Genomic DNA, 22,908 nt, shown 5'->3' with positions numbered 1-22,908 from the left:
TGGTTAATAAAGGCATTTAATTAATGATTGCTTGACTAATTGGATGTGGGTTTTACGCCACTTTTATTAATATCAATTTCTTGAATATCACGACTCGACTCTTTAAACATCAACATGAAGACAATCGTGATTACGACGATCATGGCAGCGCCGAAGCCCCACATACCGGCCCAGTTAAAGGTCTGGCCGTTGACAGGTTCACCGTAAGAAAAAAGTTTTTCCATCATTTGGCCACCTAGGCTATAACCCAGTAAGCTACCAAAGCCTTGGCAACAGAGCGTAATTAAGCCTTGAGCCGCTGTTCGCATATGCACAGGGGTCTTTTTGTCGACATAAATATATGCAGTGACATAGTAAAAATCGTAGCTAACTCCATGTAATAAAATACCGAGGAAGAGTAATCCATAGGTAAATAAGTGGTCTGCATCACCATAGATAAAGAAAGCATAACGGATAGCCGCAGTGATTAAACCAAGAAGTAATACCTTTTTGATACCAAAACGTTTGGTAAAGAAGGGCAAAGCAAGCATAAAAAAGATTTCGGAGAATTGCCCTAAGGTCATCCACCCCGTGGCATTTTTCATCCCAACTTCAGTAAGGTAGCCGTTAGCAAAAATATAGTAAAAGGCTAAAGGCATGGCGAAGAGGAATGAGCACACGAAAAATACTAAGAAATTACGGTCTCTTAATAGTACAATGGCATCCAATCCAAGCATGACTTTAATACTCATTTTGCCTGTTCCTTTTGGTGGGGTGTCTGGCAAGAAATAGGTAAAAAAGCCCAGTAAAGCCGAGCTAGCGGCTGTCACTAAGAGTGGAATATTGGTCGCAGAAATATCACCAAAGCCCATCATGGAAGGTAAAAAACCACATGCAATACCCGATGCAATCCAGCCGATAGTCCCCATTACACGAATACGAGGGTAATCACGTTCCACATCTTCCACATTGGAAAAAGCAATACTATTGGTGAGCGCAATGGTTGGCATGTAAGTCAGTGCATACGCTAATAGTAGAGGGAAAAAGCTAGAAAATTCAGTTTGCTGAGCTGCGAAAAACATAAAAACTGCCCCTGCAAACATCAGTACCGCCAGGACTTTTTGTGCAGCAAAAAATCGGTCAGTAATTGATCCTACAAGGATGGGAGAGATAATTGCAGCAATGGCTGTACAGGCGTAAGACCATGCTATTTGAGAAGGGGTAAAGCCACTTTTATTCAAAAATAGCCATAAGGGAACAAACCAAGCTCCCCATATAAACCATTCAATGAACATCATGAATGAGAGTTTTGCTGTCGTTTTTTTCATCTTTCATTCCTTTATACGGCTAATTATAGGTATTGTAGGGTACGCAAATAACAATACCATTTAATAATACCTTTTAAATACCATTTGATGAAAACTTTGAGCTAGATAACATTGTTTCGTATAAATAGGAAACAGAAACTTTTTAAGTAATAACACAGTGAGGAAGAGGTGTTCGATAATGTGAATTGCTGTGAATACAGGTCAAGTCAGGGTTGTAGGTAGCTTATACGGCAGTGTTATATAAAAAATAGCACCGTTATTATTTGAACGGTGCTATTAGTTTTTTATATCAATCAGCTATTGATATTTACTGTTGTGACTCACTTTGTTGCACATAGGGTGTATATACCCCTGTTAAACTCTTAAGGAAGGCAACAATATCATCGACATCTTTTTGTGGCAGCTCTTTACCCACTTGATAACGCAGCATCAGTTTCACTGCTTCATCTAAGGTTGCTACATCGCCGCGGTGGAAATACGGTGCGGTTAGCTCGACATTACGTAGTGTTGGGACTTTTTGGCGTAACTTATCGCGCTCATCAGAGGTGACATTCATACGACCAATATCTTGAGCAGTGATTTCACCGAACTCATAGTCTTTTTTCAGACCCAGAGGTTCGAAGGAACGACCACCTAAGATCACGCCACCATGGCAGGTTGCACATTTGTTCTCTTTAAATAACTGGTAACCATGGAGTTGCTGTGCGGTTAATGCAGTTTTGTCACCTCTTAACCAATTATCAAACGGAGAGTCTGGAGTGATTAAGGTTTTTTCGAACTCTGCAATCGCATCGGTGATGGTGTCACCCGTGAAACCTTCTGGGTAAACCGCATTAAAATCTTGTTTTAAGACAGGGTCTTTATCCAATTTTTCAATGATTTCATCCCATGACTTTGATGCCATTTCGATAGGATTTAATGGTGGGCCACCGGCTTGGGCTTGTAAATCAGGTGCTCTACCATCCCAAAATTGCTCGACATTAAATACAGAGTTAAACACCGTTGGCGCATTGATTGGGCCTACTGCGCCACCAACACCAATTGATGTTTTACGGCCATCAACACCACCTGCATTGAGTGCGTGGCAGTGTGCACAAGAAATTGTGCTATCCCCTGACAGGCGTGCATCATGATACAAGCGGAAACCTAATGCGACTTTTGCATCATCAACATCCAGTGATTTTGGAATTGGTTGAATTGGTTCGTTGCGATGTTCAGCAGCGGTATCTTGGCTGGCATAGTGCTCTTCCCGCTGTTTAGCTATCCAATTCAATAGGTTATTACGTTCTTCATCACTGACACTGCTGGCCCAATGAAGTGCAACATAACGTGTTGGAGGCATGGTGTGGTTCTGCATAACCCACTCAATTTTATTTAATTCACTTTGTGGTACAGGTTCTCCTGCGATGAGTGCAGCGCGAGCAGCCTCAAGGTTGAATGACTTATAACCTAGCTGAATATCGTATTCCATCAGTTGCTTAGCAATGGGGAATGATGCGTAGGCAGGTAAATCAGTTGACGGTGTGTGACAGTAATCGCATCCCTTTTCGGCAAAGAATTGGAGGACTTGATTATTTTCTGCAATTTTAGATGTCTGAATGTCATTATTTTCTCTTCGTTGATTATCGTGATACCACACATATCCAGATAATCCAAAATAACCGAGTAAAAGCAAAAATATGACAGCGACCGTAATGCGAGTAAGTTTTTTCATTACACTATCCTTGAAAGATTGCGGTCAAATATATTTAAATATTTTTTAATTAATATAATTCTACAGCCGGACTATGATGGATAAATAAGTCCGAGAGGTTCTTGATTTTTATCAATGATGGCCATCGGTTTAAGCGATTGTTTAAATAAGATTTACCTATCAATGAAATGATAGTTAAAAAAATAAGCTGATGATTAAATTTTATTATATTGAATTTAAAGGATATTGTTTCAAATTAATCTTGCTGCAATAGGTTTTTAGTTCAATTTAATAGGTGGGTATTTATAAATGAATAATTCTTAATTATTAAAATAAATTAAGTAAAACTAATCGAAAAGTTTAGTTTTTACCTTTTTAATTGTTGTGGACTAAATGCATATTACAAAATAAGTAAAATATAAATTATTTAAGAAAACAATATTCCTGGAAATTATTGATTTTAGATAACCATAATATTGGCAAATCAAAAGTAATGATCTACATCATCATTTTTGTACTTTCACCATTTTGTCATAAAATAAACATATTGTTGTTATGAATCTGACTTAAGTTCGTCGTAACTCAGTTAGGAGATAGCATTATGTTTAGTGTCGATACCCTGCTGCACGATATTTTTCCTCATCAAACACCAGGCAAATGGAAACGTCGCTTATTAAAAAAGCTTTTGTTTGAACAGGAATTTCACCAATTTGCTCAAGATTATCCGCACTTAAAGGGCTTGGATCTTATTGAACAAATCATGGAGTTCTTTGATATTTCTAGTGAAATGGTTGAGGGTGACTTAGAAAATATTCCGACTCAAGGACCTGTTGTCTTAGTTGCTAACCATCCGATAGGTTCACTCGATGGCCTTGCATTATTACGTGTGGTTGCTGCCGTTCGTCCTGATGTAAAAATAGTGGCAAATCAGTTTCTCAATTATATAGAACCACTAAAAAGCTTATTTATTTCAGTGGATAATATGAATAACCGAACCAGTCGACAACAAGTTGAAGCCATGCAACAGCATTTGGATAAACAAGGGGCATTAATTGTGTTTCCTGCGGGGGAAGTTTCTCGATTTGGTCGCAAAGGGGTTCGTGATGGCCACTGGCGTACAGGTTTTTTGCGTTTAGCCGCAAAGGCTAGAGCCTCTATCGTTCCCATCCATATTCAAGGGCGTAATAGCCATTTATTTTACTTAACTTCGCTGGTTTACAAGCCATTATCTACTTTAATGTTAGTCAGGGAAATGTTTAAGCAGCGAGGAAAAAGATTAAAAATTCGTATTGGTGGCAGTATCCCATTTATTCATTGGCATGATGGTCATACGGCGGCTCATGAGTTAGCAGGGCGCTTTCGCCGCCATGTCTATTTGCTGGGAAAAGGTAAGGAAGGGCTATTTACCAGTGAATCGCCAATTGCTTTACCAGAAGATAGAATTGAATTAAAAAAGGCCTTAGTGGCCTGTGAGCGGCTAGGAACTTCTCCTGATGGGAAAGCGATTTACCTTTATCACCGAAACCAAGAGGTAAGGTCACCGATCTTACGAGAAATTGGTCGATTACGCGAAATTGCATTTCGTGCGGTAGGGGAAGGTTCAGGTAAGCGCCGTGATTTAGACAGCTATGATGACGATTATTATCATCTGGTTTTATGGGATGAAAGCGAACTTGATATTGTTGGCGCTTATCGGTTTATACCGACTAAAAAGCAAATTGAGACCAAAGGCCTTGAGGGTATTTATAGCTCTAGCTTATTTCACTATGACCAAGCCATGATGCCAATATTAGCGCAAGGTATTGAGCTTGGTCGGAGTTTTATTCAGCCCAAATATTGGGGAAAACGGGGTTTAGATTACTTATGGTTAGGTATTGGCGCGTATTTGGCAAAATATCCACACTATCGTTATCTTTTTGGTCCTGTATCTATTTCGGGCTCAATGCCGATTGCGGCGCGTGACTTACTGATTACTTTTTATCGGCTCTATTTTTCAGCGCCACACAGCATTGCACAGTCACATCAGCCGTACCCGGCTTCTTTGCCACAGGTATTAGCCCAATTTTCAGGGGGCAATTACCATGAAGATTTGGTTAAATTGAAAAGCTTACTCAATAACATTGGCTGCTCGATCCCAACGCTTTATAAGCAATATACCGAATTATGCGAACCTGGCGGCGTACAGTTTATGGATTTCGGTACAGACCCCGCGTTTAACGATTGCATCGACGGGTTGGTGCTGGTGGATTTAACCAAATTAAAGCCAGCACGTTATCAAAGATATATAGGGGGACATTTGGTTTCACAAGAAGAGTATAAAGGGCAAGTGTAAGAGGGGGACTAGCCCTCTTACACTATTGGGGCATTACGGTATAGGAACTGCTCCGTTTTTATAGGTAACTATCAGTTAATAAAGTTATTATTAGCAATTCTTGCTGTACTTTATTTATTTAACATTCATATTAGTAATGTGTTTGCTAATTGAAAGAAAACAAAATAACTGCATTAGCCTTAAACTTGCCTGCTGATGTGAACTTACCTGTTGTAGTTGCCTTAAAATTAAGTGGCGCCATTTTCCCTCGAGCAACGCTCTTATTATTGATATCCAGTGAAACTTGATTGACTGAAATATCAACCGGAAGATTACTTAAATAGGGAGTGGCTAATAAGCTTGCCCTTATATCAACAATATTGGTGCAGCTAAAAGTGCCTCTAGCTTCTCCAGACCAAGAGCCATTTTGGCCACTAACTGCGGAACCCAGATCAATACTTGTAGGAAAGCTAAAATTACAAGAAGTGTTTGATGGCGGTACTACCCCACAGCCAGCATTAGGTAATAAAGTGCCATAAGATTTCCCCCAAGTTGATATTTGAAAAACTTGGAATCCATAACAAACTGATGCAAAATCTGTATTTGGATAACTTCCCCAAAAACTAATAAGCGTTTGGGTATTGGAGGTACCATAATTTAGTTTCCAAGCATTAAAAGCATCCACTGCTGTTCCATTATTGCGGATTATGACTTTTTGTTGCATGCCATAGGGTAAATTTATACCTCCAAATGTTTTGGGGTCTGCGCTAGATCCCCGGTAATCATATGGGCCGACGGTTACAATACAACCGGATGGATTAAAGCAAATTACACTATTGCTATCTTCATTTTGCCATCCCCACTGAATAGTGACATCATTACCATTTCTTTGAGTAAATGCGCCCCAACTTATAGAATAAGCATTTATATTATAAATAAATATTAATACAGTAATAAAAATTACTTTTATTACTGTGGCTTTATAATCGCGAATTATTGCTGAGATTTTCATTTTTGAATACCTATAATTTAGATGTAGCTTTTATATTTTTTAGTTGTATTCTAGAAAGAATGTTAACGTTGATATAAATGTTCCATATGAAATTGTTTTATTTGTCAATGCAGAAGGCTCTCCTTGAATAAAGGCTTTAAGTCTTATTTCGTTATTACCAGCTGACAATTTCTGTGTGTGATTTTTTGTGTTTATATCGATTTTTTCTCCGGTATCTGTTTCTAAACCAATTGCAATACCATTAGCTTGGCTTACTGGGTCTAATGCAAGATAACCAGATAAAAACGAGTTTTCATTTCCATTAAATGAAGCATTAATTTCACGACCTAAAGATAAATCGCAATTAATTAATCGAATACTAAATGATTCACTTAAAGTACGGCTATTCAAATAAAGATATTTATCTGCAATTGTCCCAAAGTCTAATGTAATTAGTTCATCTCCGGGGTATAAATCACAAGCATCTTCGACAAATATACCATCAAAATTAATTGTCTCGGCTATCGATGGTAACGAATGACATATAAGCACGGTTAAAAATAACAAGATATAAAATTTTATTATCGAGAACATTATGATTCCTATTGAAATGAAACGGTTAATGTCGCAATAGCATTGAATGTATCTCCAACCAGTTTAGTTCCTGCTTTTTTGACAATAACAGCGGATAAAGTGGGTAATGTCTCTTGGTCAATCACAAATGCTTTATTTAAAGCGATAGGTTGCCCATCTTTTTGAATCTGGATGCCTACATTATTTCCATTTTGGTCAGACTTTACTTGTAGTGTTGCATCATCAAAGCCTGTCCCTGCGGTTGCGCCAGATAATGTTAATGATATATTCCAAGGTTGCGTTAGGTCACCATCACAAATAAGTTCATAGGGGATTTCTTTTTTATATTGTATTCCATCAACCTTATTAACACCGACTTTACCAAATGAAACTTTGATAGGATCGCTGTGACTTAATCGGCATTTTGGCGGTATAATTAACGAACCATCAAATCCCCAATTAGCATAAGCCATATTTGCTAAGAATATCAAAAGAAAACAACATATCTGATACTGAATTTTATTATTGGTTGAGTTTTTTTTCATTATTGATAATCCACATTAAGTGTTGCAAGTGCAGTGAAATCTCCACCATCAGTATCATCAAAACTTGAGTTTGTATTTTTTACTGGAGAAACTTCTAATGATGGTAATTCTAAATAGTTAAAATTTATTTTTTTATTAATATCTTGTTTTATGCCATTAATATAGAAGCTTAATCCTAGCTTTGGGTTACTGGTCTTAAGAATGCCATTATTAAAGTTACTAGGGTCACCTTGAATACTTAACGCTAGGTTATTCATGGCTAAATTAGTACAAGTTAATTCAAAAGGTAATGTATGCTTATAATTTACTCCATCAATCCTGCTTAATAAAATATCGCCAAAATGAACCATTGACTTTTGACTGTTATTTAAAATACACTCAGGAGGCGTGGAAATTAGATTCCCATTAAACCCTACAGTCAGTGAAACGGAATAAGAAAAAGTACTAAAAACTAGTAATGTATATAAAAATTTAATTTTCATATTGGCTCTTAATTTATTGATATTCAATCGTCATAATCATTTCTGCATTAAAATCCCCAGCGTCACTTAGCATTGAACCACTTGGTTTTATGGGAACGGCATAAATAGATGGCATAGCACCATAAATAAAATGAATGTTTGAATTGTTGGATACTATATTATTATCTTGATAAATGGCGATACCAAGGTTATCTCTATTCGTTTTTATTGCATCAACACCATTAACTCTAAAGTTAGTCCAACTCAATTTCATTTTTAATAAATTAGTAGATAAATTTGTGCATTGTAAATTGTAGTTAATATTCGTTTTTTTATATGATGACCCATCGATTAAATCTTGCTGGACATCAGCAAAATCAATATTTAATGCACTCCCTTCTACAAAACTACAGTTAGGGGGTTCTATGACCGTAATCGTTAGACCAATAGAAGCCATTGAAGCGCTGGCTGTATTAAAACATATTAATATGAAAATAATGCTAATAAAAACCTGCGATTTAAATAATAGGTATTGATATGATGGTTTCATATTTTAATCCTAGTCATAGACTAATTGGAATCTTATATTTGCTTGATAGCTACCAGCATTAAAATGACTATTAATTCTCACTGGAGTAATGTAATAGGTTAATTTATTACTGCCCATTGATAATAGTTTTGGCCTCGTAAAAACACCTGGTTTAATTGTTTTAAAATTTTCATCATTTAACTCAAGAGCGATGCCTTCAGCACCATTTACTTTTATTAATTTGCTATCCGTATTATCTGATACAGCAAGAAAACGAATTCTTACGGCAGGCATGTCAGAGCTCCAAGTTATGTTACCTTGTTGATCGTGATTGCGGCTTTCACTCCTTAAACAATCTTCTAATTGAATATTGAAAGGAATAGGAGTGCCTTTATGCCCTAGAAATTTAAATGCTGAAGAACTATTTGTGCCCAAATCTACTGTTTGGAATGCAGATTGCATGGCTAACCTACATGCACTTTCGGTAAGCATCCCCTTAACCTGTAAAACACCATTGGCACCATCAACATCCCAATTATCAACTTTGCCAATATCAGTAGCTAATGTCTGAAAGGCAAGTGTACTGAAAATAATCCCTATTAAAGGAGCTCTATAACTCACTTTTTTACTCATACCTTCCTCTATTACTATTTAATAAATAGATTATTTATTACTTGGAGATACCTTGCATTCATTTGCTTGGCAGTTAAAACTAAGATTAGGGCGGCCACCATAGTCATTGATATATGTTAGTACTGGGGTATTGCCTAATGTAGCAACATCGACACCTAATGGCTGGCTATTTTTAGGAGCGATCATAATCGGCTCGAAGCCTTTTACCGTATCCCCTTTAATTTTTGTTGCCGCATCAATAATGGTTATATAATAAGGCGTTGGATTAAATGCAATATATTTACCCCCTTGCTGTTTTAAAACTAATTTTTCTTGCCATGGATTATCGATATCATTCTTAGTTGGAATGATAGATGTTGGTCTATAAAAAAGCTTTATTCGCGTTTGTAATGCAAGTTGTAAAGTATTTGCTTTATCACTTCTCGGTGGAATCTCACGTAAATTAAAATAATATACTGATTCAATATCTTGTGGTAATTTTGCTACGTTAGCTAATGGTTGAATTCTTATTTGGCTTTTATCACCAGGTTCAACACGTTGAACCGGAGGTAATACGGTGAATGGCTCATTAATTTTTTCACCCTGTACATTTTCAATCCAGCCTTGAGCAAGATAAGGTAATGTTTTATTTTCATTACTAATATTTAAGCTAATAGATTTATCATTGCCATTAATGATTGCTCGAGTACGATCTAATGAAATAGCTGCATTTGCTGTTGACATATTCATTAAAAAAACTGTTGCTAATATAATTTTAGAACTATTAACCAATTTTGGGGTAGGATAGGTATCCTTTTTACTTACATTTAACTTATTCATAAACGATATAATCTCTTTAAGTTTAACTTGATGATGTTCATCATTTTTTTTGATTTAAATAATTAATATTAATAATTTTCTAAAAATATTAGTAAAGTGTTATTTCACACATGGTAGCAGTAATGTGTTTGCTAGATTTATTTCTGATGAAACGCTATCTGGCAATGTTATATTGCACTGTATTTCATCATCCCAAAAAACACTCAATTTTTCTTTAGGATTTAAGCCTGACAAATAAACACTGCCTTCATCACTAATTATTCCAACTTGCTGTTTACGTGTATTTAATACAATGGCACCAAATGGAGGTGCATTATTATCCGATAAGCGGATATTTGCCATTGCACTACTACCCGCTATAACATCAAATTGGCGATAACCAATAGCACCCTCTGTTAATGTTCCTTGCTTTACAGAATGGGTAACCTCTGCGTTACTAGGCAAAAGATTCAAATCCACATTGATATTACTACGGTAATAACTATTAACATCAGCAACAACAGCCTTACCAAAATAATTTGACCGTGTCACAATTCCATTACCACGCAAAGGAATATTCGCTACACCATTGGTATCAACAAAAACGCGCGAAGCGCCGAGTTGGTTACTTCTATGGAGTACAACCCCATGTTGCGTTGCCGTCAATCCACCTTGCAATGATAGTCCGGCAGAACGGTAACGATTCTGTTGGTATGTTGCATTTGCATTAAACTGAGCCATATCGCCTTGATGTGTATAGTACCCACCAAGAATTGCTCCCGACTGTGTGATCCCAGTATTAATTTGGTAATTGCTACGCTCATTAATACGGTCATAATAATTTACATTCTGTGTTGTATTACTTTTATCCCAGTTACTGTTAAAGCTCACTGTAGAGGTTTCACCCCAAGGCATAGATAACGCAATATAAACCCCATCATCATTTATATTTCGATAGTTATTACGGAATGCGGTTAAGTTAACACTTAAGTTTTTAAATTTTCCGAGATCTAAATACTTTGCTAATGATAAACTATAGCGATTATTGTCAGGTTGATTCCAATATGTCTGATGGTAAAAATTTAAATATGTGCTTAGTCCACTGCCGCTAAACTGCTGGTTATAAGAAATGGTATACATTTCTTTGCTATTATATTGTCGAACGCCACTTATTTTGGCATCGAGATATTCAGACATACTCATAAAATCTTTTTCTGAAAAACGATAGCCAGCAAAGGTAATTTGGCTATTATAATCTTCAAAACGTTTTGAATAGCTCAATCTATAAGAATTACCTTTATAATTAGTTTCATTATTTGAAGTGATTTCTTTAATTTTTGCATGTGTTCTTGTCACATCAAATGAAAGAGCCCCAAACCGCATTAGATCGCGACCAATTCCCAAAGTCGTTGAGAGATATTTTTGTGAAGCAATCATACCGCTATATAGGGACCAACCATTATTAATCCCCCATGAATACTCACCACTAGCGAAACTATCACCATTAACACGATGATTGGAATCACTAGGCCGTCCTGCTGCAAATTTATAACGAACTTGCCCTGGGCGAGTAAGATAGGGAATACTTGAGGTGTTCACTGTAAAAGTTTGCGTTTTACCATTTTGTTCCTCTACCCTTACATCTAATTCACCCGATAAAGCATCATTAAGGTCTTGAATGCGAAAAGGGCCAGCAGCGACTTGAGTTTGGTAAATAGTACGACCTTGCTGACTAATAATGACGGTTGCATTACTATTTGCCACCCCAGTAACTTCAGGTGCATATCCCCTCAAATTGGGTGGTAACATATTAATATCAGTAATTAAACTGAGTCCTGTGAATCTAAAGCTATCGAAAATATCGGAGGCTAAGTAAGATTCACCGAATGTTAGTTTGGCACCTAATGATTTAATATCTCGAAAAATGTAAAAACGATTCCAATCAAAAGAATGGGTTGACTCAGAAGATGGGTGCTTCTCAAATCGTGATTGCCAATCAGCTCTGAATCTCCATGCACCTAAATTCATTCCTACCACACCGTTACCATTGGTGGTATAGCTCGTACTTTGGTGACTACGTATTTGTTGATTTACTTGCGCGTTCAGATTGTAGTCAAATAAAGCACCCGATATACCATCTTCCCAACGAGTGGGTGGATCCCAATTATCTGCCGTATATTCTAAATAGGCTTGAGGAATATTAATATAGAGTGTTGATGTCGATAAATCGGCTTTTGTAGTTGCTCCAGATAAGCTGTTTAAATCTAAACAGGAGTCATTATGCCACCAGACCAGCGATGATATTATTTTGGGCTTTAGTCCAAATTTCTCAACTAAGCTTGGATCTAAACATACTTTACTGTCATCAATATCTTCATCTGAGTTATAATAAAAAACACTTTGTTCAGATAATATATTTTTGTTTACATGAATGCTAAAAGTGTATTCCCCTGGCATGAAATAACCAGTTTTAGAGAAACGGCTTAGAACAATATTAGCGCGATCATTTATATCTAAAATATCCGTATTAAATTCTATGTTAGCAGCGGCAAATCCGGTATTACAGATAATAGTTATCATGCTAGCTAATATATATAATCGACTAACTGATGATAATTTAATATGGATTTTATGATGCGCCATAATACTTGACCTTATTCAAACTCATTTATAATAAGAGAAAGTATCTCCTATTTAGAAAAATGTTCATGTGGATAGAGTTGTTTTTTATATCACTCATAATCTAATTTGTATTTTATTAGACCAAAATAATTGCCTGATTTTAAAGATTTATTATTTCTTTTTATTCGTAGTTTGTAATTTAAATTACGAGTGCCATCAGTTAATTCTTGTGATGACATTGCCTTTCCTGGATATACTACTTCACCACTAGTACTGCTAATTTCAATACCAATCCCTTCAGCTTGCCCATTGGTAGTAAACAAACTACCATTATGAACTCCATCAAATGTTATTGTAAAATATTGCCAGTTTGGTTTTTTTGATTCAGGTCTCTCAAGTACGCAGTTAATTAATTTAATTGAAAAAGTTCTTGCATTGCTTTGACCATCTCGAGTAATTTGAGATATAGATAAGCTTCCCATTTCAATGGTTTGATCTTTGCTGTTTATATCAATAGAACAGGCAGTTTCAATAATACTTCCATTCATTGTGATTAATGATTCAGCCGAACAATATGATGACAAACTAGTTTCTAATAATAGAATGAATGTCAACCATGAAAATTTATATAGCATATATTCGCTCTATTATTATATTTAATGAACCTAAAAACCTATCCGTGTGTTTTTAGGTTGAAATTAGAAGGTTGCTAATTTTACTCGTATGATAAAGTGAAATCTGCTACAGAACTGAATTCACCCGCAGTGATAGTTGAAACATCACCACCATTACCTTTTAAATATGCAGAGAATTGTAATGTATTGCTACCATCTTGAATTTGTTGGAATGGTGTAGCTGTGTTAATAGTAACAATTTCGCCATTACCACTAGTAATTTGAACTCCAGCACCACTACCTGTACCAACGATACCTAAGGTTTTACTATCTTCATCAAATGATGCGGATGCACCAGTAAAGGTTAATTGAACACCTTTAGTTAAGCTGCTAACGTTACAGTTTTGCAGTGCGATATCAAATGTTTTAGGTGATGATTTTCCGCCATCGGCTAAAGCCATATTAGAGATTTGGCCTAATTCAATCGTTTGGTCAATACTTTCTGGTGCAATTGAACATGGTGCTTCAATAATAGCACCTTTAAACGTGACTTTACCGTGGCCTTGGTCAGCGGCATTCGCAGCAGAAGCACCACCTAAAACTAATAAAGTTGCCATTGCAATACTTTTAATTTTCATCAATCTTTTCCTTTACGGTTAAATATATAAATATGATTATTGTTAATCTCATTATGTTAATTTCATAGTGAGATTAATTAATAACAATCAGAGTTAATTGTTATTAATTAATAACAGTGTTATCTGCCATTAAAGATTAAAATAATTCTCTTGAGTCATTGATATATAAACTTCTTTTTTTTCAATTTCTGATTTTAATTTAGATAAATCCAGATCAAGATAAATTGTTAATTCGATTAATTTTTCAAAACTTAGTTTTGTTGCTCCTCGTTCATATCTTGATACTTGTTGTTGACTTACATTTAGTTTTTTTGCTAATTCAGCTCCACTAATTCCTTTTTTCTTTCTTAATTTTTTTATTAAATAGCCTAATTTTATATTTACATTTTCTTCATCATTCATTCGCACTACCTTAATATGAGAGATAAAAATATAATGAGTTAATCTTTTTTAAAGAAATAACAAACATCTACTTTAAAATATACGGATATCAACATGATTTTAGATGTTGATATGTCACTAAGACCATTTTCGTAACGTGATAATTGTTGTTGAGATATACCTATAATTCTGGCTAAATCAGACCCACTTAAGCGATATTCTGATCTTAGCAGTTTAATTTTTTTACCAATGTTCTTGGCAACTATGTTTGTAATGTTTTTTTTGTTTTCTAAAACAGTTAAGCAAGTAAAAATAGAGTCCTTCATTTATTAGGATACCGATTTAAGTTTCAATTTTTGGATAGCTGTTTAATTTGTGAGTATAGGCTACACTTGATAGGGGTATTTTCTAAATATAAATAATCAGTATGTTAAATCGATAAAATCGATTAATTACAATATATGTATCTAATTACAAGCTAAATAAGTAGTACTCTAATAATGACTTGTTTAATGGCTTGAATCTTAAATAAAAATAAGAAACATTATTAATTGAATGGTTATTTTTATAACATATTGTTAATATAATTTTATTTGAAATAAAATATCAATATAAGATTATTCTCACTAAAGTAGTCGCGAAATTTGTATTTATTAAGATATTTTTGTCCATTTTGGAATGTTTATTTTGGTGGTGTACTAATAGAATTAGTGCTAATTGTATAAATAAGACGGTCTAAATATGATTTTTTACTTTTGTATTTAGATATTTTAATTTTAATGGGGATATTTTATTTAAGCAGTTGTGACCTTAACCAAGGATGTTTGATTTTAGGGGAATACTGAGACTTAAAACCGATCAATCTCAGTATTAATAAAGGTAATAAACTTATGACTTAACTTATATCACTCGCATCGTGGCGTTCGCGTACTTGCTGTGCGGGGTCACCTTGTAGGCGATTAACACGGCGGCCGCGCTGTACCGCTGGGCGTGCATAGATTTCATCAGCCCAACGAATAACATTTTTATATTCATGGACAGATAAAAATTCTGCAGCATCATAAAGCCAACCTTTCACTAAAGCGCCATACCATGGCCAGATAGCGATATCTGCAATACTATAGTTCTCGCCTGCGACATATTTGTGTTCTGCTAAACGCTTGTCTAATACATCTAATTGACGTTTAGTTTCCATCGCAAAGCGGTTAATAGGGTATTCAAATTTTTCAGGGGCGTAGGCATAAAAATGCCCAAAACCGCCACCTGCAAAAGGTGCTGAACCCATTTGCCAGAATAGCCATGATAAGGTTTCAGCACGTTCTGGTTGAGTTGTGGGTAAAAAAGCAGAAAATTTTTCAGCTAAATAGGTCAGAATGGAACCCGATTCAAATACTCGGATAGGCTCTTTACCGCTTCTGTCGACTAACGCCGGGATTTTTGAGTTAGGGTTAATTTCAACAAAACCCGAACTAAATTGGTCGCCTTCACCAATATTAATTAACCAAGCGTCGTATTCAGCCTCTTTAATGCCAAGGGCTAATAGCTCCTCTAACATGATAGTGACTTTTTGTCCGTTGGGAGTTCCTAATGAATATAGCTGTAGTGGGTGCTTACCTATAGGTAAAGATTTTTCGTGAGTTGCACCAGAAATTGGGCGATTAATATTGGCGAACTTTCCGCCATTACCTTGCTCCCATTGCCAGACTCTCGGGGGAATATAGGGGGTGTTTGCCATGAGTTATCTCCTTAACCATTTTCAAAGGTGGCGATTATTTTCTCATCAATTCTTTAATTATAAAGGCCCCCCACTGTAGCAATCTGTCGTGAATTCTCCACTGTTTTTATCATATTTGCTTTGGTGGGTAGGATAAATAGCACAGAGTGCAAGAACACATAGGGGATAAACGAAAGAGTTAATTATTAGTTCTAAACTATTTTTGGGTTTATGAGTAATTGTATATACGCACAATGATGACCGAGCTATTCATAGGAATTTATATGTTTTTTGGGATGGCTTGATAATAACAAAAGGTAAATATGTTCATTTGCAATAAAAACCAGAGCTTAAAATGAGACTTAAGTTAAAAATTTGTTAACAAGCGAATTGTGCAGATCACTAATTCAAATAAAAAAAGGGTGTGAATAATTTGTGAAGATTGGCACTAATTTATCGGAGTGTATTTTATATATTGATAGCATATCAGTCATATTCAGGTGTATCGGAGTGTGTCCATGCTTGCGCCAAATTCAAACATCTACCAAAGCTTATTACAGAGAGCAAAAGTGCAGCCAGACGCTGTTGCGATTGTATTTGAAGAGCAAAGTTGGAGTTATCACCAATTACTTGAAAAAGTAAATAAAACAATGTATTGGTTAACTACTGCAGTGCAGTTGAAAAAAGGCGATCGAATTGTACTTGGCTGGGGAAATACGATTGAGTTTTGCCAATTATTTTATGCCGCGGTAGGTCTGGGTATTCAGGTAATTCCTTTGAGTACCAAAATGAAAGAGTTTGAAGGTAAAGAGCATTTGTCTTGTATTAATGCAGATGCTGTTTTTTGGGATGATACATATCAACCATGGTTAGCACAGCTCAGTGCAAAAGGGATGAGTCTTTCTCAGTGGCGTAATGTAATATTCACTGATGAAATTAATTTTATTAACCAAGTTAATGAAGAAGACCCTGCTGTTATAATATTTACCTCGGGTACAACAGGGGCGCCAAAAGGTGCGGTGATCACGCATAAAAATATATTGTCTGCAGTATATGCCTATCAGGAAACATTAAAGTTATCTGAACACGATAAAACAATTTTAGCAGTGCCGATTTATCATATTACTGGCCTCTCTGCTATTTTGGCGTTATTTATCCATATTGGTGGGACGATTTATCTTCATAAAAAATTCAATGCAAAAGATATTATTTCAACAATTGCAAAAGAAAAAATAACATTTTTACATGGTTCTCCAACAGTATTTATATTGTTAATTCAGAAAATAAAAGAAAATAAAAGCATTAACCTAGAAAGATTTAATTCATTAAAAATGATTGCTTGTGGTGCAGGGCATTTAAATGAAGGTACGATTAAAGAGCTTTCTTATATATTTGCTAAAACATCCATTCATTCTATTTATGGTTTGACTGAAACCTCTTCACCAGCAACTGTATTTCGTGAAGATATTCGTTATAGCGATAAGAAGTCTAGCTCTGGTACACCAGTCCCTGGGTTACAGGTGACCATACGTAATGATAAAGGTGAAAATCTTCCCGCGAACTGCACAGGTAATATTTGGGTTAAGGGGGATGTTGTTATCCAACGTTATTGGCCGGATAGTCCTGCGAATACCACATCATTTAATGATGGTTGGTTTTTCACAGGGGATATTGGCTATATGGATAATGATGGTTTTCTTTATATTCAAGATAGAATTAAAGATATGATTAACCGTGGTGGTGAAAAAATATATTCTATTGAAGTCGAGGATTTAATTTCTAATTATCCAGGAGTTAATGAGGTCGCTGTTATTCCAATTGAAAGCACAATTTATGGTGAAGAACCCATTGCATTTATTATTCCTGAGAATCAAGTGTGTTTAACCAGTAAAGAAATTATTGAGTGGTTAAAAGATAGGGTGCCAACGTATAAAGTTCCAGTAAGAATTATGTTTACGCGTAATTTCCCTAGAACTTGGAATGGGAAAATAAGCAAGAAAGATTTGAAATTACGATATTACTCTTTAAATAACTAAAATATAAATTAGTTTTTAATTAATCAAAAAGGGGCTATGAAATATTAGCCTTCAGGTAGGTTTTATCATGAATAATAAATTTATTTCTAAACAAGATGCCGCTAAATTAATTAATAATGGCGATACAATTTGTACTGTGGGAATGACATTAACCAGTGCTGCTGAATCTATTTTATCAGCAATTGAGCAACGCTTTTTATCCGAGGGTACACCAAATCAATTAACACTGGTTCACGCAGCTGGGCAATGTAACCGTATTCGAGGGAATCAACACTTTGCCCATGAAGGGATGGTGAAACGGATTATTGGTTCCCATTGGGGGCTAGCACCTCGATGGATGCAAATGATTAATGACAACCAAGTTGAAGCATATTGCCTCCCTCAAGGGCAAATGGTGCATTTATATGGTGCAATGGCCGCGGGCTTACCGGGGCGCTTATCCAAAGTAGGGTTAGGAACATTTATCGACCCTGACCTTGAAGGCGGTAGGATGAACGCTAAAACGTTGGTACTTTCCCCTTTGGTTGAAAAAGTGAATTTCAAAGGGGAAGAATGGTTATGGTATCCAGAAATTCCCTTAGATGTGGTGGTGATCAGAGGAACTCACGCTGATAGTAAAGGCAACCTCACCACCGATGAAGAGGCCATGGCCCTAGAGGTCTTGCATGCGGTACTGGCGGCTAAACGCTTTGGTGCCAAAGTGATTGCACAAGTGAAATATTGCGTTGAAGAAGGGACTTTACATCCCAAGCGTGTCACTGTTCCCGCGAGCTTTATTGACCACATTGTCGTGTGTGATAACCCTGAAGAAGACCATCGCCAGTCTTCGAGCTGGTTTTTTGACCCAACGCTATGCGGTGATATTCGCACGCCTATCCAACAAACTACGCCATTACCTTTAGACATTCGCAAATTGATTGGGCGAATTGCATGTCGTTATCTATACGAAAACTGCGTGATTAACTTAGGAACGGGTATTCCAAACGATGTTATTGGCTCAATTATTCAGGAAGAAAATGCAACCAAGCGCGTCGATATCACCGTGGAGTCAGGGATTTGGGGGGGCGTCCAAGCAGGCGGTATTGATTTTGGTATAGGTCGTAACTTGTCAGCGATGATTAGTCACCAAGACCAAATGTTGTACTACAACGGTGCAGGCGTTGATATCACTTATATGGGCGCAGGGGAAATGGATGCCAGTGGCCATGTCAATGCGACGTTGTTAGGCAATATTTGCCCTGGTGCAGGTGGGTTTATTGATATTACCCAAAATGCTCGACACGTAGTGTTTTGCTCAACGTTCACAGCAAAAGGGTTAGATATTCGTTGTGAAAATGGGCAATTAAATATTGTGCGGGAAGGGGATATTAGAAAGTTAGTTAACCAAGTACGGCAAATTTCATGGAATGCGGATGTCGCGCGAAATATTAACCAAACCATGCATTTTGTCACGGAACGTGCGGTGTTCACTTTAGGGGGAAAAACCCCGGTACTGGTTGAAATTGCCCCCGGTATTGACCTAGAGCGTGACATTCTTGCCCATATGGACTTCGTACCTGAAATTTCTCCTGATTTGAAAGTGATGTCTTCTTCATTATTTGAAGAAGCGCCTTTTGGACTGGTTTCGTATTTATAGTTTCAATATTAAAGAGGAATTTATCCATGTTAGTAAAAGATAAAGTCGCTATTGTGACGGGTTCTGCAAGAGGTATTGGTTTTGCGATTGCTCAGGTACTTGCGGAAGAAGGGGCAAAAGTCGTTATTTCTGATTTAGCCATGTCATCAGGTGAAGAAAGTGCAAAACAGCTACAAGAGCAAGGTCATCAAGCCATTTTTATTCCTTGCGATATAGCTAAACGTGAAGAGGTGAATGCCTTATTTTCTAAAGCGTTATCACATTTTGGGGCGATTGATGTACTGGTGAATAATGCGGGGATCAACCGAGATGGCATGCTGCATAAGTTAACGGAAGATGATTGGGACAAAGTGATTGATATCAATCTGAAAGGGACATTTAACTGCATGCAAGAGGCGGCAAAGTTAATGCGTGAGCAAGAAAGCGGCCGAATTGTCAATATTTCATCGGCGAGTTGGCTTGGGAATGTTGGGCAAGCCAACTATGCTGCATCCAAAGCCGGGGTTATTGGCCTGACTAAAACGGCTTGCCGTGAACTAGCCCGTAAAGGGGTCACAGTCAATGCGATTTGCCCAGGGTTTATTGATACGGATATGACCCGTGGTGTGCCTGAAAAAGTGTGGGACATCATGATCAGCAAGATACCTGCGGGTTTTGCAGGAGATCCGCGCGATGTTGGCCAATGTGTTGCATTTTTAGCCTCTGATAAAGCGCGTTATATCAATGGCGAAGTAATCAATGTTGGCGGCGGAATGGTGTTATAGGGGGAAATAATGAAACAAGCGAATGATATTGTCATTGTGAGTGGTGTGAGAACGGCAATTGGCACGATGGGGGGAAGTTTTGCAAATACGCATCAACATGACCTCGGGGCGGTGGTTATCCGTGAAGCCGTGAAAAGAGCTGGAATTGCTCCCGAAGATGTTGATGAAGTCATTGTGGGTAATGTTGGGCAAATCGCAGAAAGTGGTTTTATCGCTCGTATTTGCCAACTGCGAGCAGGGTTACCAAAAGAAACCACCGCTTATTCTGTTAACCGCCAATGTGGTTCAGGGCTACAAGCGTTAGCCGATGGCATGATGTTGTTGCAGACCGGCCAATCAGATGTTGTGGTGGCGTGTGGTACTGAAAATATGACAATGCTGCCGTACTACTTACGCAAAGCGCGCTATGGCTATCGCATGGGAAATGATGTACTGGAAGATGGGTTAACGTCCATCCTAACTTGGCCAGAAGGCCCTTATCACAACGGAATGACGGCAGAAAATGTTGCAGAGCAGTTCAATATTACCCGTGAAGAAATGGATGATTTTGCATGGGATAGCCAGCAAAAAGCGTTAAAAGCGATTCAAGCCGGTTATTTTTCTGACCAAATATTACCAGTAGAAATACCCGAAGGCCGTAAAGGTACACGTATTTTTGATACCGATGAACATCCGCGTGATACACCACGTGAAAAATTAGCAAAATTGCGCCCTGCATTTAAAGCTGATGGCGTGATTACGGCAGCAAACTCTTCAGGTATCAATGATGGTGCTGCGGCATTAGTGATGATGCGTCGTGAAGAAGCGGAAAAACGTGGTCTGAAGCCAAGAATGAAAGTGGTTGATTGGGCTGTAGCAGGTTGTGAAGCGGCCATTATGGGCTTTGGACCCGCGCCAGCAACCCGTCGATTAATGGAAAAGCTCAAAATGGATGTAAAAGACATTGATTTAATTGAGCTAAATGAAGCATTTGCTGCACAAGCCATTGCAGTTATGAATGATTTGTCTCTTGATAGCACTAAAGTGAATGTGAATGGTGGGGCAATTGCTCTGGGTCATCCAGTGGGTGCCAGTGGGGCTATTTTACCTGTGAAGTTAATGTATGAAATGGAACGCCGTCAGGTTACTACCGGGTTAGTGACTATGTGTATCGGTGGTGGTCAAGGGATATCAATGTTGTTCGAAAGAGAATAAGAAAAGCTGCAAGCAGAAAGCCCGACGTGGGGCGTCGGGCTGTTGCTGAAGTAAAACAACAGGTATGTCACTTATTGCCAAGAGCCGTACCTGTTTCACTACAACATGAGGATCTTATCTATGTTTTCTACAAATGCAAAGTTAGATTATGTGGCTCAGGGGAAAAAAACCAACGCAAAGATATACCGTAACCTGATGCCGTTGTTGATTTTAGCGTACATTATTAGCTTTATTGACCGAACAAATATTGGCATGGCAAAAAATGCGATGTCGATTGATTTAGGATTATCTGCAACCGCGTTTGGTATTGGTGCGGGGCTTTTTTTCTTAACCTACTCGATTCTTGAGATCCCAAGTAATTTGATAATGGAGAAAGTAGGCGCGCGTTTTTGGATCACGCGGATCATGATCACTTGGGGGTTATTATCTGCGGCGATGGCGTTTGTGACGGGGCCGACTTCTTTTTATATCTTGCGGTTATTACTGGGAGCGGCTGAAGCGGGCTTATATCCTGGGGTTATTCTATATATGACATATTGGTTTAGCCAAGAAGAACGGGCTAAAGCAACAGGGTTATTTTTACTTGGGGTTTGTCTTGCAAATATTATTGGGGCGCCGCTGAGTGGTTTATTGCTGAGTATGGATGGCTTATTAGGCTTCCATGGTTGGCAATGGATGTTTGTTATTGAAGGCTTGCCAGCAGTTATCCTAGCATTTGTTGTGTGGTTCGTGTTGCCGAATAAACCAGAAGATGCAAAATGGTTAGATGAAGATGATCGGAATTATATTAAATATAAACATGATCAAGACAAAAACAGTATTAGTGTGAATAACAGTAAATTCTCACTCAAGGCGGCATTTAAGAATAAAGCCTTTATGATGATTGTTGCTATCTATTTTACTCACCAGTTCTCGGTCTATGGTTTAAGTTATTTTTTACCGACTATTATCGGTGAATATGGCAAATTAACACCTATTCAAATTGGCTTATTAACAGCGATTCCATGGATTTCAGCCGCAATTGGTGGCATTTTTGTCGCGAGAAAAGCCAATACACCGCGTCGTTCATCACGTATTTTAATTTCAGGTTATGCAGTAATGGCCGTAGGGTTAGTGATTGGTGCACTGGGTGGCCCAGTTGTCGGTTTAATTGGCTTTTGCTTAACGGCATTTATGTTTTTTGTGGTTCAATCGATTATTTTCTCGCTTCCTCCGACTTATATGAGTGGCAGCATGTTAGCGGGAAGTTTGGCACTATTGAACTGCTTAGGGCTGTTTGGCGGCTTCCTTGGCCCGTTCATTCTTGGCTTTTTTGAAGATTATACAGGAACAGCCACTTCTGGATTATGGTTTGGTGTCGGTTTGCTAGTTATCGGAACTATTATTGCGTCACGAGTGAATACTAACGGTATGAGCGAAGCTGAGCCATTACAAGTATCGACTTCAGTGGAAAGCAAATAATTCAACA

21 protein-coding genes are annotated in these 22,908 nt (G+C 37.3%); 6 read left to right on the top strand and 15 right to left on the bottom strand.

All coding sequences use genetic code 11. The features are described from left to right. Window positions 1-35: 35 nt before the first annotated feature. Both PR834_RS13440 and PR834_RS13435 read right to left on the bottom strand, forming a co-directional pair. Window positions 36-1,307: a nucleoside permease gene (locus tag PR834_RS13440; protein ID WP_004259450.1), complete on the bottom strand. Its 1,272-nt coding sequence runs from the start codon at window positions 1,305-1,307 to the stop codon at window positions 36-38. Window positions 1,308-1,614: 307 nt separating this feature from the next. Beyond that, window positions 1,615-3,021, bottom strand: coding sequence for a cytochrome-c peroxidase (locus tag PR834_RS13435; RefSeq protein WP_004259445.1), 1,407 nt, complete (start codon window positions 3,019-3,021; stop codon window positions 1,615-1,617). 580 nt (window positions 3,022-3,601) lie between these two features. Here PR834_RS13435 and PR834_RS13430 point away from each other — a divergent pair. Next, entirely contained in the window at window positions 3,602-5,332 is a 1,731-nt protein-coding gene (locus PR834_RS13430) for a lysophospholipid acyltransferase family protein (RefSeq protein ID WP_262960847.1), read from the top strand. 145 nt (window positions 5,333-5,477) lie between these two features. On the opposite strand, the gene PR834_RS13425 is transcribed toward PR834_RS13430, so the two are convergent. The 13 genes from PR834_RS13425 to yghU all read right to left on the bottom strand — a co-directional run bounded on the left by PR834_RS13425 (window position 5,478) and on the right by yghU (window position 15,831). Next, a complete protein-coding gene (locus tag PR834_RS13425; protein ID WP_164565580.1) occupies window positions 5,478-6,323 on the bottom strand; it encodes a hypothetical protein in 846 nt (281 codons plus the stop codon). A gap of 39 nt (window positions 6,324-6,362) precedes the next feature. Continuing rightward, window positions 6,363-6,896, bottom strand: coding sequence for a fimbrial protein (locus PR834_RS13420; RefSeq protein WP_262960846.1), 534 nt, complete (start codon window positions 6,894-6,896; stop codon window positions 6,363-6,365). A gap of 8 nt (window positions 6,897-6,904) precedes the next feature. Further along, the gene (locus tag PR834_RS13415; protein ID WP_164565578.1) at window positions 6,905-7,420 is read right to left on the bottom strand and encodes a fimbrial protein; all 516 of its coding nucleotides are present in this window, start codon (window positions 7,418-7,420) and stop codon (window positions 6,905-6,907) included. Continuing rightward, window positions 7,420-7,902, bottom strand: coding sequence for a fimbrial protein (locus PR834_RS13410; protein WP_232062749.1), 483 nt, complete (start codon window positions 7,900-7,902; stop codon window positions 7,420-7,422). The genes PR834_RS13415 and PR834_RS13410 overlap by 1 nt, the downstream gene beginning before the upstream one ends. 13 nt (window positions 7,903-7,915) lie before the next feature. After that, a complete protein-coding gene (locus tag PR834_RS13405; protein WP_232062748.1) occupies window positions 7,916-8,431 on the bottom strand; it encodes a fimbrial protein in 516 nt (171 codons plus the stop codon). Window positions 8,432-8,440: 9 nt separating this feature from the next. Beyond that, window positions 8,441-9,043, bottom strand: coding sequence for a fimbrial protein (locus PR834_RS13400; RefSeq protein ID WP_272536708.1), 603 nt, complete (start codon window positions 9,041-9,043; stop codon window positions 8,441-8,443). A gap of 30 nt (window positions 9,044-9,073) precedes the next feature. Further along, on the bottom strand, window positions 9,074-9,772 hold the full coding sequence (locus PR834_RS13395) for a fimbria/pilus periplasmic chaperone (protein WP_137019378.1): 699 nt from the start codon (window positions 9,770-9,772) through the stop codon (window positions 9,074-9,076). Between the two features lie 189 nt (window positions 9,773-9,961). Next, the gene (locus tag PR834_RS13390; RefSeq protein ID WP_272536707.1) at window positions 9,962-12,484 is read right to left on the bottom strand and encodes an outer membrane usher protein; all 2,523 of its coding nucleotides are present in this window, start codon (window positions 12,482-12,484) and stop codon (window positions 9,962-9,964) included. 89 nt (window positions 12,485-12,573) lie between these two features. After that, complete coding sequence (locus PR834_RS13385; RefSeq protein WP_004259404.1) at window positions 12,574-13,011, bottom strand: fimbrial protein; 438 nt, start codon at window positions 13,009-13,011, stop codon at window positions 12,574-12,576. A 167-nt stretch (window positions 13,012-13,178) separates the two neighbouring features. Continuing rightward, complete coding sequence (locus PR834_RS13380) at window positions 13,179-13,715, bottom strand: fimbrial protein (RefSeq protein WP_004259399.1); 537 nt, start codon at window positions 13,713-13,715, stop codon at window positions 13,179-13,181. A 129-nt stretch (window positions 13,716-13,844) separates the two neighbouring features. After that, window positions 13,845-14,117, bottom strand: a complete 273-nt coding sequence (locus PR834_RS13375) for a helix-turn-helix domain-containing protein (RefSeq protein ID WP_004259395.1) — start codon at window positions 14,115-14,117, stop codon at window positions 13,845-13,847. Between the two features lie 38 nt (window positions 14,118-14,155). Then, a complete protein-coding gene (locus tag PR834_RS13370; RefSeq protein ID WP_004259392.1) occupies window positions 14,156-14,422 on the bottom strand; it encodes a helix-turn-helix domain-containing protein in 267 nt (88 codons plus the stop codon). Window positions 14,423-14,991: 569 nt separating this feature from the next. Next, on the bottom strand, window positions 14,992-15,831 hold the full coding sequence (yghU, locus tag PR834_RS13365) for a glutathione-dependent disulfide-bond oxidoreductase (protein WP_272536706.1): 840 nt from the start codon (window positions 15,829-15,831) through the stop codon (window positions 14,992-14,994). 497 nt (window positions 15,832-16,328) lie between these two features. Here yghU and PR834_RS13360 point away from each other — a divergent pair, with 497 nt between their 5' ends. The 5 genes from PR834_RS13360 (at window position 16,329) to PR834_RS13340 (ending at window position 22,901) form a co-directional block, all read left to right on the top strand. After that, the gene (locus PR834_RS13360) at window positions 16,329-17,846 is read left to right on the top strand and encodes a class I adenylate-forming enzyme family protein (RefSeq protein WP_094962383.1); all 1,518 of its coding nucleotides are present in this window, start codon (window positions 16,329-16,331) and stop codon (window positions 17,844-17,846) included. A 67-nt stretch (window positions 17,847-17,913) separates the two neighbouring features. Then, on the top strand, window positions 17,914-19,482 hold the full coding sequence (locus PR834_RS13355) for an acyl CoA:acetate/3-ketoacid CoA transferase (RefSeq protein ID WP_136134265.1): 1,569 nt from the start codon (window positions 17,914-17,916) through the stop codon (window positions 19,480-19,482). Window positions 19,483-19,508: 26 nt separating this feature from the next. After that, a complete protein-coding gene (gene fabG, locus PR834_RS13350) occupies window positions 19,509-20,246 on the top strand; it encodes a 3-oxoacyl-ACP reductase FabG (RefSeq protein WP_144141124.1) in 738 nt (245 codons plus the stop codon). A gap of 9 nt (window positions 20,247-20,255) precedes the next feature. After that, window positions 20,256-21,440, top strand: a complete 1,185-nt coding sequence (locus PR834_RS13345) for a thiolase family protein (protein ID WP_004259374.1) — start codon at window positions 20,256-20,258, stop codon at window positions 21,438-21,440. 120 nt (window positions 21,441-21,560) lie between these two features. Then, complete coding sequence (locus PR834_RS13340; RefSeq protein WP_180312157.1) at window positions 21,561-22,901, top strand: MFS transporter; 1,341 nt, start codon at window positions 21,561-21,563, stop codon at window positions 22,899-22,901. The last annotated feature ends 7 nt before the right edge of the window (window positions 22,902-22,908 follow it).

Source organism: Providencia sp. PROV182, assembly GCF_028480325.1.
GTDB classification, from domain to species: Bacteria; Pseudomonadota; Gammaproteobacteria; order Enterobacterales; family Enterobacteriaceae; genus Providencia; species Providencia hangzhouensis.
Note: the sequence above shows the minus strand (reverse complement) of the source record. Positions and strands in the feature narration are given on the sequence as shown.